Raw genomic sequence first — 17,681 nt, 5'->3', positions numbered from 1 at the left:
ACCCCACCACACAACCCGCTACCAGACAAGCTAACCGTTGTCGAGATATGGCTGTGCCGGTCCTTTGCGTATACTGCAACCTATGTTCGCCCACACTGCTTTGCGCCAGCGTTGCGCCAGATGGCTAATCGCAACCGGACTCTTTCTGCTGCTTGGTGCCTGCGTTGAAAAACCCAGCACCCTCGAGCGCGTGAAGGAGGACGGCGTGCTGCGCGTCATTACCCGCAACAGCCCGGCCACCTACTTCCAGGATCGCAACGGCGAAACCGGCTTCGAGTACGAGCTGGTCCAGCATTTCGCCGACGACCTCGGCGTCAAACTGCAGATCGAGACCGCCGACAACCTCGACGAACTGTACGATTCGCTCGGCAAGCCCTCCGGCCCGGTGCTGGCGGCTGCCGGCCTGGTCAGCAGCGACCGGCGCAAGGCCCAGGTCAAGTACTCGCACCCCTACCTGGAAGTGACCCCGCAGGTCATCTACCGCAACGGCCGCCCGCGCCCCACCGACGCCAAGGGCCTGGTCGGCAAGAAGATCATGGTGCTCAAGGGCAGCAGCCACGCCGACCAGCTGGCCGAACTGAAAAAACAGTATCCGGGCCTGGAATACGAAGAATCCGACGCCGTCGAAGTGGTCGACCTGCTGCGCATGGTCGACGAAGGGCAGATCGACCTGACCCTGGTCGATTCCAATGAGCTGGCGATGAACCAGGTGTACTTCCCCAACGTGCGGGTCGCCTTCGACCTGGGCGACACCCGCGACCAGCGCTGGGCGGTGGCGGCAGGCGATGACAACAGCCTGCTCAACGAGATCAACGAATTTCTCGACAAGGCGCAGAAGAACGGCACCCTGCAGCGCCTGAAAGACCGTTACTACGGCCATGTCGACGTGCTCGGCTACGTCGGCGCCTACACCTTCGCCCAGCACCTGCAGCAACGCCTGCCCAAGTACGAGAAACACTTCAAGAGCTACGCCAAGGTCGAACAGGTCGATTGGCGCCTGCTGGCCGCGATCGGCTACCAGGAATCGATGTGGCAGCCTGAAGTCACGTCCAAGACCGGTGTACGCGGCCTGATGATGCTGACCCAGCGCACGGCCCAGGCCATGGGCGTGTCCAACCGCCTGGACCCGAAGCAGAGCATCCAGGGTGGCGCCAAGTACTTCATGAAGATCAAGGAAGAACTCGACGACAGCATCCAGGAACCGGACCGCACCTGGTTCGCCCTGGCCGCCTACAACATCGGCACCGGCCACCTGGAAGACGCCCGCACCTTGGCCAAGCGCGAGAAGCTCAACCCGAACAAGTGGCTGGATGTGAAGAAAATGCTGCCGCGCCTGTCACAGAAGCAGTGGTACCGGCAGACCAAGTATGGTTATGCCCGCGGTGGTGAGCCAGTGCACTTCGTGGCCAACATCCGCCGTTACTACGACATCCTCACCTGGGTGACCCAGCCGCAGCTTGAAGGCCAGGTGGCCGAAGGCAACCTGCATGTGCCCGGCGTGAACAAGGACAAGCCGGCGGATCAGTCTCCGCCGATGTAAGGCTGCCCTGGCCTGTTCGCGGGCGCGCCCGCGAACAGGCCGGTGAAGGTTACGCCTTGGCTCGGCGGGCCTTGAAAAAGTCGCTCAGGATCTGCCCGCACTCCTGCGCCAGCACCCCGCCCTCCACCATCACCCGATGGTTGAGAAAGCCCTGCCCGAAGAACTGCCCCTGGCTCTGCACGATGCCCGCCTTGGGCTCCAGCGCCCCGAACACCACCCTGGCCACCCGCGAATGCACGATCAGCCCCGCGCACATGCTGCACGGCTCCAGGGTCACGTACAGCGTGCTGCCCGGCAGCCGGTAGTTACAGGCCGCCCTGGCGGCGGCGCGAATGGCGACCATTTCGGCATGGGCGCTGGGGTCGCTGTCGACGATCGGCCGGTTGAAGCCCTGGCCGATCACCTGCCCATGTTGCACCAGCACCGCGCCCACCGGCACCTCGCCCATGGCCGCGCCCTCGGCGGCCAGGGCCAGTGCCAGGCGCATGAATTCCTGATCGCGGCTGCGGTCGATGATCTGCGGACGCATCAAACCACCGCGATCGCGGCCATCAGGCCGGTTTCCATGTGGTCGATGACATGGCAGTGGAACATCCAGGTGCCGGGGTTATCCGCCACCAGCGCGACCTGGGCACGTTCGTTCTTGCCCAGCAGATAGGTGTCGGTGAAGTAAGGCTCGGGGATTTGCCGGCGATTGGAGCCGATCACCTTGAAACTCATGCCGTGCAGATGCACCGGGTGCTGGTACTGGGTCATGTTCTTCAGCTCGAAGATGTAGCTCTTGCCCTTCTTCAGCGTGGCGATCGGCCGGTCAGCGCAGGTCTTGTCGGTGATGTCCCAGGCCTGGCCGTTGATCTGCCACATGCTCGACGGTTTGTCTGGATTACTGTCGACCGAGACACTCGCCGCCCATTCGAAATTGAAGTTGAGCTTCTCGGCATTCTCCAGGTCCGGCTCGGCGATCGGATTTGCCGGCAGTGCCTTGGGCCATTCGCCGGGTGCTTCGGTACTGGCCACCGAACGCAAGGTCCCCAGGCGCACGAAACCGTCGCGCAGGGAAACTTCCTCACCCGCTGCGGGGATGCGGATGGCCAGGCAGATGCGCATGCCAGGGCCGAGCCAGTACTCGTCCTGCAGTGGCCGTGGGGTTACCGGGTTGCCGTCGAGGGCATAGATTTTCGCTTCGCAGTTGCCCTTGAGATTGAGGCGGTAGGTCCAGGTGTTGTCCAGGTTCAGCACGCGCACGCGTACCACCTGCCCGGCCGGCAACTCCGTGACCGCGTCGGCCTGGCCATTGATGGTGATCAGCCGCCCGGCAGTGCCGTTGCGTGCGGCCTCGCGGGGGATGCTGAAGGGCAGCCAGCCGCCCTGCTCGTCGACGTGCCAGTTTTTCAGGCTGAGGGTTCGCTCGTGCCTGAACCCGGTCGGCTCGCGCTCCTCGACGATCAGCGGACCGACCAGACCCCGCCCAAGCTCTTCGGAACTGCTGACATGGGGGTGGTACCAGAAGCTGCCGGCATCCGGCACGCGGAACCTGTAATCGAAGTACTCGCCCGGCTTGACCGGCAACTGCGACACGTAGGGCACGCCGTCCATTTCCAGCGGCAGGCGGATGCCGTGCCAGTGGATAGTGGTTTCCACCGGCAGGTGGTTGATGAAGCGCACCCGCAGCCAGGTGCCCTGGCGTACCCGCAGCTCGGTACCCGGCGCCGAAGGGCCGAAGGCCCAGGCCTCGGTCTTGAAGCCCGGCACCAGCTCGACGTCCAGCGGTGCGGCGATCAGTTCGTAGTCATGCCCGGCGTTATCGTCCTCGACCTTGCCCAGCCAGTAACGCGCCGCGCCACCGGCGCCCAGGCCAACCACAACCAGGCCGGTCAGGCCCTTGAGCATTTGTCGACGGGTAAAGGACATCGGTGCGGGTACCTCGCGTTCTGCGCAATCAAGCTGCCAGGCTGGGGCTGGCGATGAAGGGCGAATACGATACACCTGCAAATGGGAAATATTAAGTGAAGTCTCGCTATGCCTTGGTGGCAGGAGCCCCGCAGAGCTGGTTGAACCAGTGCCGGTCATGCTCAGAAGGGGCGCGCATGGCTGCCTGCAGCAGCGCGGCGTCAAGCATCACGTCCAGATTGTCGAGGCGCGCGGCGATGGGCGGGTGGGTGTCGAAGGGATGGGGCATGGTCAGCCCGAGCACGTCTTCGTCCAGGTGCAACGGTACATGTTGCAGGTGCCGGGCCAGCGCTGCAAGCAGCCCTTCGCCACCGCGTTCGAGCAACAAGGCGTCGACCATCCTGCCCAGGGCGATCGCCCGCAGCAGCGCCTGAACGAACAGCTTCGGGCCATGCACCTCGGCCCCCGCACGGTCCGCCAACAATTCCTGCGCGCGCCCCCAATGATGCACCGCGACCTGGAAGTGATGGAGAAACTGCCCGGCCATCCACACCACTGGCCGGGCTACCCAGTCCACGGCCCGCTCGGCGTCGACCATGGCCGAGAACTGTGCGCACATCAGGCTGAAGCGCGCATTGATCTCGCTGCCCTGCTCCGTGTCGCGGCTACGGAAATGGCCGAGCTCATGACCGATGATCGCGGCAGCCTCTTGCTGGCTCAGGACGTTGAGACACGGCAATGACAGGTACAAGGTTCGCCCGCTGAGCGTCGACTGGCCCGGCTGCAGCACGATCGGCACGCTGGTGACGAAAAAGCCTTGGTCGATGCCCACCACGATATGGTCCGGCAGCGGCGCCTGCAGGTGCGCAGCCAGGCCTTCGACCCATTGCCACAGCGCCGCAGCCTCTTGCCGCACCAGCTCACGGCCGAGAAAGCCTGCCTCTGACGCCCCCATGCGCGGCCACTGCTGGCGCATGCGCCAGAGGGTACGCAGGCAGACGGCCAGCACAGACGCCAGCGGCAATACCACCACCAAGACGGTCAAGCCGCCCTGCGCAGCGTGGCTCAAGCCGGCGCTGGTTTCATAGAGCAGTACCAGGCACAGCGAGCCTGCGAGCAGGCCCATGTAGGCGCTCAGCCAACGCCCCAGCACCCGCCAGCTGGCCGTCATGCGCTGATGCAGGTACTGCGCCGAGCGCAACGCGCGCCAGGCGTCGACCCTGAGCCTGAGCCAGGCGCCAATGCCGGCGACCAAGGCGCCCAGTGCCAGCCAGCCACTGAAGCTGGCCATCCCCTTGCGCATGCTCAACCAATGACGGTCGTTGTCGAGTTCGTCCAGCTGCCGCTGCAGCACCTCGCGCGTGTCGACGCGCCCGGCAAACTGCTTGCGTGCAGCCCAAGGCAGCGCCTGCAGCAGGGTATCGCTGGGTGCTGCCAGCCATTGCCGGGTGATGTGCGCCTGCTCTTGCGCCGTTTCGGCCCGCCAGTGCTGCACATTGGCCCAGCCGAACAACGCCAGCGGCAACAGCAGCATGACCAACCCCCAACCCAGGCGCTTCACGGAGCCTCTACCCCCACGCGGGCCACGCCCGGAAACAGCTGTTGCAGGGTGTGCCTGGCCTGCGCGGCTTGCAGATAGGTATAGAGCAGGTCCACCAGCGCCTGCAGATCAAGGCGTCGTCCATTGACTACCGGCGTACACAGCCACAAACGCACGCGCAAGCCACCGGCCACCGTCATCGCGTCAGGCGAAGCCAGCCCTTTGAAACTGGCCGGAAGCAGCGCGGGAGCACGGCTGGACGCCGTCATCGTGAAAATCAGGCGGGTGCTGAAAAAACCCTGCTCGACCTCGAAGCCGTCGAACGCATGCAGGGGTGTCGGTGCCTGGGCGTTGGCAAAGCACAAGGTATCGGGTGTCACGCTCAATACCCGCTTGCCCTGCCGGCGGTACAGCGCGGCGGCGCAGGCCAGAGCGGCCAGGGCCACAGCGACCAGGCCAAGGCCGCAGCCCACAAGCAGCCACAGCGCGCCACTGCCGGCCTGAGGGCCGAACAGCAACGCCAGCCAGACCAGCCAGGCACCCAGGGCGCAAAGCAACAGAGCGGTCATGGCGCACGCCAGCGCTTTGCCAACCGAACGCTCCCGCAGTTCGAAGCTGTCGTGGGGGCCGTCGGCCTGTGCCTGCAGGTATGCCAGATGCGCTTCGCGCTCGGCATCATCCATCAGCCTGCATCAGCTCCAGTTGTCGCTGCGCGTGGGCCGCGTCACGGTAGGCCGCCAGCATTGCGAGCACTTCTTCGTTGCCCAGCTTGCGACCATTGCAGGCCAGGCCAGCGGACATGATACGGATTTGCGGTCGCGGTTTTTTCAGCGCCATCGCCTGGTTGCCGAAGAACTGCAGCTTGACCACACGATGCTTCGGCAGCGCGGCTTCGCTGCTCATTTCCAGCGTCTGCACCATCACCAGGCCTTCATCCTTGACCGCGATGTCTTCAACTTCGGCCATATCGACCGGGGCGTCCAGCGTATCGACGAACAGCTGCCGCCGTGTCAGGCGCATGAACACCTGGGTGCCGGCGTTGCGGTGCTGCCAGGTCACCGCGGCGGCAATGCAGACGATGAATACACCCGCGGCGAGCGCCCCCATGCGTTGCAAATTGAAGGTCACGCCCAGAAGGATCAGGGCGCCCACCAGGAATATCGGCCCCCAGACCTTGTAACGGCGGGAATTGGTGAACTCGCTTTGCGGCGGCACGCGCTCGATCACCTGCTTGAGTTCGGCGATTACCCGGTCGCGCTGGGCAGCACGGGATTGGTCATAAGCTTCGCCGAGCGAGCCGGAAAGCTCTGACAGCGGATCGGTAGGTTCAACCATGGTCAGTCGTTCTCCCTGTTCACTGTTGCTTGGCCAGGTAATCGGTCAGGAATGCCTGGGCATTGCCCTGACGCGACAGCCCCTCGGAATAGCCAACCTGCACCGGTTGCGGCTCGCCAGGCAGGTACAGCTCACCGCCCCAGCCGCCCTGAACGACCAGTACCACGAACTTCTTGCCGTCCACTGTCGTCGAGTAGCGGGTGTCCTTCGCGGTCTTCTCGACCTGCATCTTCTGGATGCGCATGTCCCAGTCGTGATCAACGCCTTCGATCTGAACCAGTGCTTCATTGGCAGCGCGCTCGCCAATGCGCAGCGTCCACACCTTGACGCCCTCCGTGCCCATGTAGGCAACCACCTGTTCGGCCACCACCGGCCGTTGTTCTGCATGGGCCTGGCCCAGGCAGAAAACCAGCGACGCCACCAGCAGGGCAGCCCATTTGCGATAAGCGAACATCTTTTTTCAATCCTGTTGCGAAAACGATCGACCATTGAAAACGGCACCGCCGGCACTGCCAACCCCCGTGACCGGTTCGCACAAAAGACGGCCCTTCGCGCACAACGGTTGTTGCCGAAAATGTGCACGCGTTACCATTTGCGCTCATGCCGCCGCCAACCAAGGATGCTTAGCGCTCATGCCATCGAACAGCCCCTACCTGGACACCGACTTCTGCTTCGACAGCCCAGGGTCGCTCGCCGAGGCCGGCGTGCTGGACAGCCGCAAGGCGCAGATACTGGGCAGCGCCACCGGGCACTATCGGGCGCAGACGGTACACGCCGGGTTGCAATACTTCGATTGCAACCTGCAATTCCCGGAGCCGCTGCAGATCGACAAGGTGCTGCCGCAAAGCTTGTGCGTCGTGCAACTGTTCGACGGCGCCTGGCAGCACAAGGTCGATGGCACACTGAACCGTTACGCACCCGGCCAGTTGCACTTATTGGGCCTCGGCGAGAGCCTGGAGGCGCAGGACCAGTTGCCTGCCGCCAGCCACGCGCGCATGGCGGGCGTGCGTATTGCCGGTGACTACCTGCATGAGCTGGCCCGAGATGAAGCGCAGCTGAAGCCCCTGCTGGCCTTGACGGCAGATGGCATGCGGTTCGATCAGTTACCACACTGCCCGGCAGTGAGCCGCCTGCTGCAGCAGTTGTATCTGTCCCCTTACACTGGCGGGCTCCGGCGCCTGCATTGCGAAAGCCTGAGCCTGGCCATCGTGCTGGAGCTGGCCCGCTACCTGATCGGCCCTGCGCACGCCACGAACAAGCCGGATCGCGGGCTACGGGACCTGGCCATCGAAGCGCGTCGCCTGCTCGACGCGCAGCTGAGCGCCCCGCCCACCGCCGCCAGCCTGGCGCGCCAGCTGGGCGTGGGCGAGACCACCTTGCGCAGGGCGTTCCGCGATGAATTTGGCCGGCCTATCCTGCAGTATGTGCGGCAACAACGCCTGGAACTGGCCCGCAGCCTGCTGCTGGAGCGGCGCTGGCAGGTCTCGCAGGTGGCCTACCAGGTCGGCTATGCCAACCCCGCCAACTTCTGCCATGCCTACAAGGCCTATTTCGGCCACGCTCCGGGCAGTGAATAGAATTATCACGACGCAAATGAAAACAGCCTCATGAGTAGAGACTTTCCGAGCCGTCGGCCACGGGCAGGTTTTCATAAAACCTCTGTGGTGATAATCAGCACTCTTCTCATCGCCTGCCAATCGCCGCGAGAGGCCCTGCAACAGCTGGCTCAAGAGCACGGCAGAGCCTGGGAGGTCCTGCCGGGACAGACCTTCCCCCTCTTCATCCTGGCGCCGCGTTCTGCACCAGATATCAAGCGCCTGCGCGTCTACCTGGAAGGCGATGGGCACGCCTGGGCAACGGCCACTCAACCCAGCCTGGACCCAAGCCCGCATAATCTGTTGGTGCCACGGTTGGCGATCAACGATCCGACGCCGAACGTGTACCTCGCACGCCCCTGCCAGTTCATCATGGCCACAGCGTGTCAAACCGCGCTGTGGACACAGCGCCGCTATTCGCAGGAAGTGGTCGACCGTCTCGACCAGGCACTGGGCCAGTTAAAACAGCGTTATGGCAACGGTGAGTTCGAACTGGTGGGCTATTCGGGGGGCGCCGCGCTTGCGTTACTGCTGGCGGCGCAACGCGATGATATTGCCCAGGTGCAAACCTTGGCTGGCAATCTCAGCCCTCGTATGTGGGCGACGATAAAAGGGCTGTCGCCACTCAACGGATCACTGGAACCACTGGATTACCGCGATCGACTCGCTTTGTTACCCCAGCGTCATTTCATCGGTGAAGCTGACCCGATCATCCCGGCTGAAGTAGCTGCCAAGTATCAACGAGCGCTTGGTTCGCCACTCTCTCAATGCATTCATGTAGCCGCGAGCCACGACAGTGGCTGGGAAGCGACGTGGCGCCGATGGGCCAGAACGCCAGTGCTGGATGAGCGTCGTTAGCGTAAGGACACAGACGCCCCCACCCCTATCCAATCTCACGCTCATGTTTTGGGCATTGTCATTTTCATGATGAACCCCCTACGCGCATCGGGTAAATTTGGGCGCGCTTGAATCAGCGCTTCACCGACAAGCTGCCAGGGACGCCCAGAGACAGACGCTGACGCGCGCGTTGCTCCCTGTCAGTTTTCTACCTTGTAAGGATACTGTCTTGAATATCTCCCACCTGCGCCGCTCGTTGTTGGCGCTGTCGGTTACCACTGCCACCGCCCATGCTGCATCCGACCTGAACCACGACTTGAGCACAGGTGCCTTTAGCAGCACCGGCGATGTCTTCAATAGCGCCACCTTTACCGGAACGTCACCGAACGCAGGGGTAAGACTGGCCTACGTGACGCTGGCCAATAGCCTGGTCAATGAGGGTGACATCCAGGTGAGCGGTACCAGCGCCTCGGGACTGGACCTGTACCTGGCGAATATCGCCGGCGAGGTCAACAACCACGGCAGCATCACCGTAACGGGCGAAGGAGCCGAGGGCATGCTGATCACCTCGACCCAGGCGCGCGTCAATAACACCGGCACCATCACCGCCAGCGGTGAAGGCTCCACAGCTATCGAGATCGAAAATGCCCGCTTCACCGGCCAGAGCCCAGGCGCTCCTCTGAAGAGCGATATCAACAACAGCGGGACGATCTCCGCAGACGGCATCGGCATCCACTTCGTCAACCTCGCCCCCTCCGGTGGCTCCAACCTCTTCTCGATCCGGCAGACGGGTGGCCTCATCGAAGGCGGCAGCGCGGCAATTCTGGCACAGGACAACGCCACACCTTCGTATTTCTACTGGGAGGGTGGCCAGGTCAGGGGTGACCTGCTGGGCCTGAGCGGCGTGCTGGTGCGAGGGGACGTGATGTTTGACGGCTCGACCATCCGCGCCGGGTACATCGACATCGACGGTGGCCGCATGACGCTGCTGCGCCCGCAGACCACCTTTGTCGGCGACCTCGACCTGGACAGCGAAAGTGCGCGCCTGCGCCTGCTGCTGGATAACAACACGCAGCCCAACACACCGATCCTGACGGTCACCGGCAATACCTACTTCTCGGAAGGCAGCCAGATCGAACTGCAGGCTCGCTCCGACGATTTCCGCACGCCGGCTCAAGGCACCCGTTACACCCTGATCAACTCGGGCACCTGGGAAGAACCGCAGAACCTGTCGGTGGTTTCATCTTCTGCGTTGCTTGAGGTGAGAGGTTTCGCCATCGAAGGTCAGGACGTGAAAGCAACGGTGGCGACCCGCAGTGATGAGGCGGTTACGCAAGACCTGCTGGATGCCCAGGGTTCGAATAACGCGGTGAACGCCATCAAGCCGCTGAAGAACACCATCCTGGGCCAGCTGGATGAAAGCGACCCGGTATTCCAAGGGTTCGCCAACGCCGCCACCAGCGAAGATCTGGCCAGGCTTGCCGCCACCTTGGCCCCAGACGTCAGCCGCGGGGCGATCAACGCCGCTACCAACAGCCAGAACCTGGTCGCAAGTGCCATCAACCAGCGCGCCAGCAAGGCACGCAGCGGCCTTTCGTCGGGCGATGTCCTGGCGGAACAAGGGGTATGGCTGCAGGCGCTTTCCAGTGATGCCAACCAGGATAGCCGCCACGGTGTCGATGGCTACGACGCCAGCACTCATGGCATTGCCCTGGGTGTCGACGGCAAACTCAACCCCGAGACCACCGTGGGCTTGGCCTATAGCTACCTGACCAGCGACGTCAAATCCGACCTGGGCCACAAAACCGATGTCAGCGGCCATGCACTGACGCTGTATGGCAACTGGGCACGTGACAACTTCTTCGTCGATACCTCGTTGACCTATGGCTGGAACGACAACGAGTCCAAACGCTATATCGCCGGTACCCGCGCCAAGGCCGACTATGACAGTGAGATGTTCGGCGTCAACGCCCTGGCAGGCTACACGTTCCGCCTGGACAGGCAGTGGCTGCTGGAGCCTCAGGTTGGTGCGCGCTATGCCAACGTTTCGATTGATTCGTACCGCGAAAAAGGGAGTTCAGCCGCCCTCAAGGTTGGCAGCCAGCGCTACGAAATCGGTGAAATGGGCCTGGGCGCCCGCCTGGCGGCCGCTTTTGATGTTGGCCTGGGCAGCCTGGAACCGGAAGCCAAGTTGATGGCCTGGCACGATTTCATCGGCGACAAGGCCCGCACCACTTCCACCTTCGTGCTCGGTGGCACCCCGTTCACCACCCAAGGCGCTACGCCAGCGCGCGACAGCTACGAGCTGGGACTGGGCGCGAACTACCGGGTAGGCGCTTGGAGTGTGGGAGGCAGCTACAACTACATGGCCAGCAGCGGCTTCAACGCCGACACCTTCACCGCGAACGTGCGTTACGACTTCTGACCCAAAGTCATCGCCTCAAACAACAAAACCCGCATTGGCGGGTTTTGTTGTTTGAGGCTGATGGTGAAACCGCAAACCTCCGGCTACACCACCTGCCTGACTGGCTATCGCTGACGAGGGTAACCGCAATCATGCTCAGTTACCGCTCGTTGCAAACCCGCCTTATTCCCACTCGATGGTCGCTGGCGGCTTGCTCGACACGTCGTAGGTGACGCGGGAGATACCGTCGATTTCGTTGATGATACGGCCGCTGACGGTCTCCAGCAGCTCGTACGGCAGGTGCGCCCAACGTGCGGTCATGAAGTCCACGGTCTCGACGGCACGCAGGGCCACGACCCAGGCGTAGCGACGGCCATCGCCAACGACACCCACCGACTTGACCGGCTGGAACACCACGAACGCCTGGCTGGTCTTGTGGTACCAGTCGGCCTTGCGCAGTTCTTCGATGAAGATGTGGTCGGCGCGACGCAGGATGTCGGCGTATTCCTTCTTCACTTCACCGAGGATCCGCACGCCCAGGCCCGGGCCAGGGAACGGGTGGCGGTAGACCATGTCGTACGGCAGGCCCAGCTCCAGGCCGATCTTGCGCACTTCGTCCTTGAACAGTTCACGCAGCGGCTCGACCAGCTTGAGGTTCATTTCCTCCGGCAGGCCACCGACGTTGTGGTGCGACTTGATCACGTGGGCCTTGCCGCTCTTGGCGCCGGCCGACTCGATCACGTCCGGGTAGATGGTGCCCTGGGCGAGGAACTGGATGTTCTCCAGCTTGCTGGCTTCGGCATCGAACACGTCGATGAAGGTGCGGCCGATGATCTTGCGCTTCTTCTCAGGGTCCGCTTCGCCTTCCAGGTTGTCGAGGAACTGCTTTTCAGCGTCGGCGCGAATGACCTTGACGCCCATGTTCTCCTTGAACATGGCCATCACCTGGTCGCCTTCATGCAGGCGCAGCAGGCCGTTGTCGACGAATACGCAGGTCAGCTGGTCGCCGATGGCACGGTGCAGCAGCGCGGCAACCACCGAGCTGTCTACGCCGCCGGACAGGCCCAGCAGGACGTTGGCCGAACCGACCTGCTCACGCACCTGGGCGATGGCGTCTTCGACGATGTTGGACGGGGTCCACAGGGCTTCACAGCCGCAGATGTCCTGCACGAAGCGCGACAGGATGCGGCCGCCCTGCTTGGTGTGGGTCACTTCCGGGTGGAACTGCACGCCGTAGTAGCCACGGGCGTCGTCGAACATGCCGGCGATCGGGCAGCTCGGGGTGCTGGCCAGCACATGGAAGTTGCCCGGCATCTGGGTGACCTTGTCGCCGTGGCTCATCCACACGTCCAGGCCCAGCACACCGTCATCGTCGACATGGTCTTCGATACCGTCGAGCAGGCGGCTCTTGCCGACCACGTCGACGCGGGCATAACCGAACTCACGCAGGTCGGAACCTTCAACCTTGCCGCCCATCTGCTCGGCCATGGTCTGCATGCCGTAGCAGATGCCCAGTACCGGCACGTTCAGGTCGAACACCGCCTGCGGTGCGCGTGGGCTGTTGGCTTCGTGGACCGACTCGGGGCCGCCGGCGAGGATGATGCCGCGCGGGTTGAATTCGCGGATCGCTTCATCGTCCATGTCGAACGGGTGCAGTTCGCAGTACACACCGATTTCGCGCACGCGGCGGGCGATCAGCTGGGTGTACTGGGAACCGAAATCGAGGATCAGGATACGGTGAGCGTGAATGTCGAGGGCCATGACTCAATCTCGTCAGTGGAAATCGGAAACGACGCGGGGCTGTTCGTGACAGCCCCGTTCGGTTATTGCTTGAAGCCTCAGCCTACGCGGTAGTTAGGGGCTTCTTTGGTGATCTGTACGTCATGCACGTGGGACTCGGCCATGCCGGCACCGGTGATGCGCACGAATTCCGGCTTGGTGCGCATCTCTTCGATGGTCGCGCTGCCGGTGTAGCCCATGGACGAACGCAGGCCGCCCATCAGCTGGTGGATGATCGCAGCCAGGGCGCCCTTGTAAGGAACGCGGCCTTCGATGCCTTCCGGTACCAGCTTCTCGGCGCCGGCCGAGGAGTCCTGGAAGTAACGGTCGGACGAGCCTTGTGCCTGTGCCATGGCACCCAGCGAGCCCATGCCGCGGTAGGCCTTGTAGGAACGGCCCTGGAACAGCTCGACTTCGCCCGGTGCTTCTTCGGTGCCGGCGAACATCGAACCCATCATCACGCAGGAAGCACCGGCCACGATGGCCTTGGACAGGTCACCCGAGAAACGGATGCCGCCGTCGGCGATCAGAGGCACGCCAGTGCCTTCCAGTGCAGCGGCGACGTTGGCAATGGCGCTGATCTGCGGCACGCCGACACCGGCAACGATACGGGTAGTGCAGATCGAGCCTGGGCCGATACCGACCTTCACAGCATCAGCGCCGGCTTCAGCCAGGGCCTTGGCCGCGGCGCCGGTGGCGATGTTGCCGCCGATCACCTGCACTTGCGGGTAGTTTTCCTTGACCCAGCGAACGCGGTCGATCACGCCCTTGGAGTGACCGTGGGCGGTGTCGACCACCACCACGTCAACGCCGGCAGCTACCAGGGCGGCAACGCGCTCGCCGGTGTCCTTGCCGGTGCCGACCGCAGCGCCAACGCGCAGGCGACCCTGGTCGTCCTTGCTGGCCAGCGGGTAGGCCTTGGCCTTTTCGATGTCCTTGACGGTCATCATGCCCTTGAGGTTGAACTTGTCGTCAACGATCAGGACCTTTTCCAGGCGGTGCTTGTGCAGCAGCTCGCGGACTTCGTTCTTGTCAGCGCCTTCGCGAACGGTGACCAGACGCTCTTTCGGCGTCATCACTTCGCGGACCTTGGCGTCCAGACGGGTTTCGAAGCGCACGTCACGGGAGGTGACGATACCGACCAGGTCGCCGTTCGCCAGTACCGGAACGCCGGAGATGTTGTTCAGGCGGGTCAGGTCGAACAGGTCGCGCACGGTGGCGTCGGCGTCGATGGTGATCGGGTCCTTGACCACGCCAGCCTCGAACTTCTTGACCTTGCGCACTTCGCCGGCCTGCTGTTCGATGGTCATGTTCTTGTGGATGATGCCGATGCCGCCTTCCTGGGCCATGGCGATGGCCAGGCGCGCTTCGGTGACGGTATCCATGGCAGCGGAAACCAGCGGAATGTTCAGCTCGATGCCACGAGTCAAACGGGTCTTGAGACTGACTTCATTGGGCAGTACCTCGGAGTAGCCAGGTACAAGGAGGATATCGTCGAAGGTCAGGGCTTCTTGGCTGATACGCAGCATCGCGGGGGCTCCCGGGCGGGAAAAATGGAAGCGCGCCATTATACTCATCCACGGCGCGCCGCTCAATGCAAAATAAGGGCCTTCGGTCAGCGTGATGGCAGTTTTACCTGCACCACCGCCACTGGCTGGTCGAGCCAGTCGGCAAAGCTGTCGAGAAAGGCCTGGGTGAACCCGGCCTCGCCCCAGTTGTTGAAGATGAACCCAAGGTTGGAAAAGGCACATGGCTGCAGGTAAATGAAGCCGTTGATGTCGTCTTCATGGCCGCACAGCGGGCAGGTGAAGTTGTCGCTCACCGCCGGCATCCACTCCTCCAGGCTCTCGAACAGCGGTTCGCCGACCTCGCGTCGGCACTCCGGGCAGCCGGCCTCCTCGAGAAACCCTTCGGTCGGGGTATAGATGCAACGCTTGAGCATCACTTCCAGGCCATTGACCTGCTCGCCGAACGGTAGCTTGTCAGGGTGCAGGGCGACCTTGCGCGCGCCCTCGGCCAAGGCATGGCCCATGCGGTTGCCGGTGCGCCCGCAAGTGGTCAGTTGTTCTTCGACGATCTTCTCGCGCACCAGCCAGCGCACGATGGCCCGCGAACGGGCTTCATGCGAGGGCACGGTGGACAGCTTGGGGACGATGATGCTCTGGGTGTTCATGAACGAAGCGGGCCTGCGGACTGCGGTAATCCTGCAATTCTACCGCTCAACTGCTCAGGTAGCGACCGATCAGCGCCAGGCCGCTGGCCAGCACCAGCCAGGTGACCAGGCGCACGAAGGCTTCGCGGGACAGCTTCAGGGTCAGTCGACGGCCTGCCCAGAGGCCGATGAACATCATCGGTAGCAGGCAGGCGGCGAGCAATAGCAGGCTGGTGTCGGCGTACACGCCGGCAATCAGGAACAGCGCCAGGCGCACGAGGGTGCTGCAGCTGATCAGCGCGCTCTGGGTCGCGCGCACCTGTTCCTTTATTTCCAGCCGAGCGCTCAGGTAGATTGCATAGAGGAAACCGCCACTGCCGAACAAAGCGCCAAACAGCCCGCCAACCGTGCCCATGGGCACCGCCCAGAAACCCGACAACCTGGCCGGCCGCACCTTCACCGCCAGGCCGTAGATCGCGTATGCAGTGACGAACAGACCCATCAACAGCAACAGCAGGTCGGACTTCAGGTGCAGCAGGAACACCACGCCCAGGGTGCAGCCCACGGCCATGCACGGCAACAGCCGCAGCAGTTCGCCACGCACCACGTCGCGGCGTGACGGCAGCAGGTTGCCGAAGGCGGCGACGAAGTCGAGCAGCACCAGCAGCGGGATGATCCGCGACAGGGGCATGAAATGGATCAGTACCGGCCCGGCAACCAGCGCGGTGCCGAAGCCGGCGATACCGAAGACGATGTAGGCAGCGGCGATGGCGAGCAGAATGGGGAGCCAGTCGTAGGGTGTCAGAGAAAGCTGAGTGAGCATCTTGCCCGAGTCCTTGGGAGTCTTGGTGGTGTTCGTCGCGAGATTGTGGTGCAGCGAATAGGTGCATGCCTTGGAAGTTATAGCGCCTGTGAGATCGAGCGCCGCCCGCGCGGCGCATCGCGGATAAATCCGCTCCTACATCTGTTTCGGGCCAATCTATCCTGTGCCGCCAACAGGATCCGCCTTGGTGCATGACAGGAGATAGGTGGAGCATCATCCGCGCCCACCGAGATGTACCGTCATGATAACAAGGCGGTCCCTGTTGGCTTCACAGGAGTAACTGGCCCGAAACAGATGTAGGATTTATCCGCGATGCGCCGCGCGGGCGGCGCTCGATCTCACAGGCGCTGAAGATATCGCGACAGGCACTTGGCGCCCCCTACCCCGCACCTTATCATGCCCACCATGATCAAAGACCCCTTCGAACGACTCGGCCTGGACCGTGAGGTCCTCACCGTCAGCCAGCTCAACGGCCGCGCCCGCGTGCTGCTGGAAGACGTGTTCCGCAGCGTCTGGGTGGAAGGCGAGATTTCCAACCTCGCTCGCCCGGCCTCCGGCCACATGTACTTCACCCTCAAGGACAGCGGCGCCCAGGTGCGTTGCGCGCTGTTCCGGCAGAACGCCACCCGCGTACGCCAGGCCCTGCGTGACGGCCTGGCGGTGCGGGTGCGCGGCAAGGTTTCGCTGTTCGAAGGGCGTGGCGACTACCAGTTGATCCTCGATACCGTCGAACCGGCCGGTGATGGCGCCCTGCGCCTGGCCTTCGAGGCGCTGAAGGAAAAGCTCGGCGCCGAAGGGCTGTTCAGTGCCGAGCGCAAGAAGCCGCTGCCGGCCCATCCGCAGCGCATCGGCATCATCACCTCGCCCACTGGCGCGGTGATCCGCGACATCATCAGCGTGTTCGGCCGCCGCGCACCGCAGGTCGAGCTGAGCCTGATTCCCACCGCCGTGCAGGGCCGCGAGGCGATCAACCAGATCGTCCGCGCCCTGCAGCAGGCAGACCGGCTAGGCTTCGACGCGCTGATCCTGGCCCGTGGCGGTGGCTCGCTGGAAGACCTCTGGTGCTTCAATGAAGAAGCCGTGGCGCGCGCCGTGGCCGCTTGCGTAACTCCCATCGTCAGCGCCGTCGGCCACGAGACCGATGTTTCGATCAGCGATTTCGTCGCCGACGTGCGTGCGCCTACGCCTTCGGCTGCCGCCGAACTGCTGGCCCCCGACAACAGCGGCCTGCAGCAGCGCCTCGACGGCCTGCAGCGGCGCCTGCTGCTGCGCATGCAGAACCGCCTGGCCCACGATCGCCTGCGCCTGGAGTCATTGACCCGGCGCCTGCGCCATCCTGGCGAACGCCTGCGCCAGCAAGCACAACGCCTGGATGACCTGGACATGCGCCTGCGCCGCGCCTTCATGCTCAACCTCAACCAGCGCCGCGAGCGCCTGGCGCGCCTCGATACCCGCCTGGCCGCGCAACACCCCGGGCGCACCCTGAAACTGCTGGAGCAGCGTCTGGACAGCCTCGCCGAACGCCTGCCAAGGGCCATGCGCGAGGTGCTCAAGGACCGCCGCCAGCGCTTCCAGGCACAACTGCAGACGCTGCAGGTGGTCAGCCCGCTGGCGACCCTGGCGCGTGGCTACAGCATCCTTCTCGACGAGCAGGGCCAGGCCATCCGCAGCGCCGCGCAGACCCGCAACGGCCAGCGCCTGACCGCCCGCCTGAACGAAGGCGAGCTGCAGGTCCGCATCGAAGACAATCACTTGACCCCGGTCACCCTCTCTTTACTGGACTGAC

Annotated in this window: 15 protein-coding genes; 5 read left to right on the top strand and 10 right to left on the bottom strand. The window is 63.6% G+C overall.

Features of this window, described 5'->3' with window-relative positions; translation table 11 throughout:
• Positions 1-82: 82 nt before the first annotated feature.
• Positions 83-1,540 carry a membrane-bound lytic murein transglycosylase MltF gene (gene mltF / locus L6D64_RS17845; protein ID WP_176510381.1) on the top strand — a complete coding sequence of 486 codons (1,458 nt, stop codon included), beginning with the start codon at positions 83-85 and terminating at the stop codon, positions 1,538-1,540.
• Positions 1,541-1,589: 49 nt separating this feature from the next.
• Here the strand turns inward: mltF and tadA are convergent, their stop codons facing one another.
• The 6 genes from tadA to L6D64_RS17815 all read right to left on the bottom strand — a co-directional run bounded on the left by tadA (position 1,590) and on the right by L6D64_RS17815 (position 6,759).
• Entirely contained in the window at positions 1,590-2,069 is a 480-nt protein-coding gene (gene tadA, locus L6D64_RS17840) for a tRNA adenosine(34) deaminase TadA (protein ID WP_176510382.1), read from the bottom strand.
• On the bottom strand, positions 2,069-3,451 hold the full coding sequence (locus tag L6D64_RS17835) for a multicopper oxidase family protein (RefSeq protein WP_176510383.1): 1,383 nt from the start codon (positions 3,449-3,451) through the stop codon (positions 2,069-2,071). Before L6D64_RS17835 ends, tadA begins: the two co-directional genes overlap by 1 nt.
• A 106-nt stretch (positions 3,452-3,557) precedes the next feature.
• Positions 3,558-4,991, bottom strand: a complete 1,434-nt coding sequence (locus L6D64_RS17830; RefSeq protein WP_176510384.1) for a M48 family metallopeptidase — start codon at positions 4,989-4,991, stop codon at positions 3,558-3,560.
• On the bottom strand, positions 4,988-5,653 hold the full coding sequence (locus L6D64_RS17825) for a hypothetical protein (protein WP_176510385.1): 666 nt from the start codon (positions 5,651-5,653) through the stop codon (positions 4,988-4,990). The genes L6D64_RS17830 and L6D64_RS17825 overlap by 4 nt, the downstream gene beginning before the upstream one ends.
• Positions 5,646-6,305: a hypothetical protein gene (locus L6D64_RS17820; RefSeq protein ID WP_176510386.1), complete on the bottom strand. Its 660-nt coding sequence runs from the start codon at positions 6,303-6,305 to the stop codon at positions 5,646-5,648. The genes L6D64_RS17825 and L6D64_RS17820 overlap by 8 nt, the downstream gene beginning before the upstream one ends.
• Before the next feature lie 19 nt (positions 6,306-6,324).
• Positions 6,325-6,759 carry a hypothetical protein gene (locus L6D64_RS17815; protein WP_176510387.1) on the bottom strand — a complete coding sequence of 145 codons (435 nt, stop codon included), beginning with the start codon at positions 6,757-6,759 and terminating at the stop codon, positions 6,325-6,327.
• A 178-nt stretch (positions 6,760-6,937) separates the two neighbouring features.
• Between L6D64_RS17815 and L6D64_RS17810 the strand changes: the two genes are divergently transcribed.
• From L6D64_RS17810 to L6D64_RS17800, 3 genes are all read left to right on the top strand, one after another.
• On the top strand, positions 6,938-7,882 hold the full coding sequence (locus tag L6D64_RS17810; protein WP_176510388.1) for a helix-turn-helix transcriptional regulator: 945 nt from the start codon (positions 6,938-6,940) through the stop codon (positions 7,880-7,882).
• A 30-nt stretch (positions 7,883-7,912) separates the two neighbouring features.
• Entirely contained in the window at positions 7,913-8,758 is an 846-nt protein-coding gene (locus L6D64_RS17805; protein WP_176510389.1) for an alpha/beta hydrolase, read from the top strand.
• A 208-nt stretch (positions 8,759-8,966) separates the two neighbouring features.
• Complete coding sequence (locus L6D64_RS17800) at positions 8,967-11,162, top strand: autotransporter family protein (RefSeq protein ID WP_176510390.1); 2,196 nt, start codon at positions 8,967-8,969, stop codon at positions 11,160-11,162.
• Positions 11,163-11,324: 162 nt separating this feature from the next.
• On the opposite strand, the gene guaA is transcribed toward L6D64_RS17800, so the two are convergent.
• The 4 genes from guaA to L6D64_RS17780 all read right to left on the bottom strand — a co-directional run bounded on the left by guaA (position 11,325) and on the right by L6D64_RS17780 (position 15,895).
• The gene (gene guaA, locus L6D64_RS17795; RefSeq protein WP_054886234.1) at positions 11,325-12,902 is read right to left on the bottom strand and encodes a glutamine-hydrolyzing GMP synthase; all 1,578 of its coding nucleotides are present in this window, start codon (positions 12,900-12,902) and stop codon (positions 11,325-11,327) included.
• Positions 12,903-12,979: 77 nt separating this feature from the next.
• Positions 12,980-14,449, bottom strand: a complete 1,470-nt coding sequence (gene guaB / locus L6D64_RS17790; protein ID WP_054886233.1) for an IMP dehydrogenase — start codon at positions 14,447-14,449, stop codon at positions 12,980-12,982.
• 86 nt (positions 14,450-14,535) lie between these two features.
• On the bottom strand, positions 14,536-15,093 hold the full coding sequence (locus L6D64_RS17785) for a sugar ABC transporter ATPase (protein WP_176510232.1): 558 nt from the start codon (positions 15,091-15,093) through the stop codon (positions 14,536-14,538).
• A 46-nt stretch (positions 15,094-15,139) separates the two neighbouring features.
• Positions 15,140-15,895, bottom strand: a complete 756-nt coding sequence (locus L6D64_RS17780; protein ID WP_176510231.1) for a sulfite exporter TauE/SafE family protein — start codon at positions 15,893-15,895, stop codon at positions 15,140-15,142.
• A gap of 405 nt (positions 15,896-16,300) precedes the next feature.
• Here L6D64_RS17780 and xseA point away from each other — a divergent pair, with 405 nt between their 5' ends.
• Positions 16,301-17,680 (top strand): exodeoxyribonuclease VII large subunit, encoded by a 1,380-nt coding sequence (gene xseA, locus L6D64_RS17775; RefSeq protein ID WP_176510234.1) that lies wholly within the window; start codon positions 16,301-16,303, stop codon positions 17,678-17,680.
• Position 17,681: the final 1 nt, after the last annotated feature.

Source organism: Pseudomonas urethralis, assembly GCF_021602465.1.
GTDB lineage: Bacteria > Pseudomonadota > Gammaproteobacteria > Pseudomonadales > Pseudomonadaceae > Aquipseudomonas > Aquipseudomonas vlassakiae.
Note: the sequence above shows the minus strand (reverse complement) of the source record. Positions and strands in the feature narration are given on the sequence as shown.

Coding starts and splice junctions, on each gene's coding strand:
- L6D64_RS17785 (WP_176510232.1), bottom strand. CDS start 15,093: ATGAACACCCAGAGCATCATCGTCCCCAAGCTGTCCACCGTGCCCTCG.
- guaA (WP_054886234.1), bottom strand. CDS start 12,902: ATGGCCCTCGACATTCACGCTCACCGTATCCTGATCCTCGATTTCGGT.
- L6D64_RS17835 (WP_176510383.1), bottom strand. CDS start 3,451: ATGTCCTTTACCCGTCGACAAATGCTCAAGGGCCTGACCGGCCTGGTT.
- L6D64_RS17780 (WP_176510231.1), bottom strand. CDS start 15,895: ATGCTCACTCAGCTTTCTCTGACACCCTACGACTGGCTCCCCATTCTG.
- L6D64_RS17815 (WP_176510387.1), bottom strand. CDS start 6,759: ATGTTCGCTTATCGCAAATGGGCTGCCCTGCTGGTGGCGTCGCTGGTT.
- guaB (WP_054886233.1), bottom strand. CDS start 14,449: ATGCTGCGTATCAGCCAAGAAGCCCTGACCTTCGACGATATCCTCCTT.
- L6D64_RS17820 (WP_176510386.1), bottom strand. CDS start 6,305: ATGGTTGAACCTACCGATCCGCTGTCAGAGCTTTCCGGCTCGCTCGGC.
- mltF (WP_176510381.1), top strand. CDS start 83: ATGTTCGCCCACACTGCTTTGCGCCAGCGTTGCGCCAGATGGCTAATC.
- L6D64_RS17805 (WP_176510389.1), top strand. CDS start 7,913: ATGAGTAGAGACTTTCCGAGCCGTCGGCCACGGGCAGGTTTTCATAAA.
- L6D64_RS17825 (WP_176510385.1), bottom strand. CDS start 5,653: ATGGATGATGCCGAGCGCGAAGCGCATCTGGCATACCTGCAGGCACAG.
- L6D64_RS17810 (WP_176510388.1), top strand. CDS start 6,938: ATGCCATCGAACAGCCCCTACCTGGACACCGACTTCTGCTTCGACAGC.
- xseA (WP_176510234.1), top strand. CDS start 16,301: ATGATCAAAGACCCCTTCGAACGACTCGGCCTGGACCGTGAGGTCCTC.
- tadA (WP_176510382.1), bottom strand. CDS start 2,069: ATGCGTCCGCAGATCATCGACCGCAGCCGCGATCAGGAATTCATGCGC.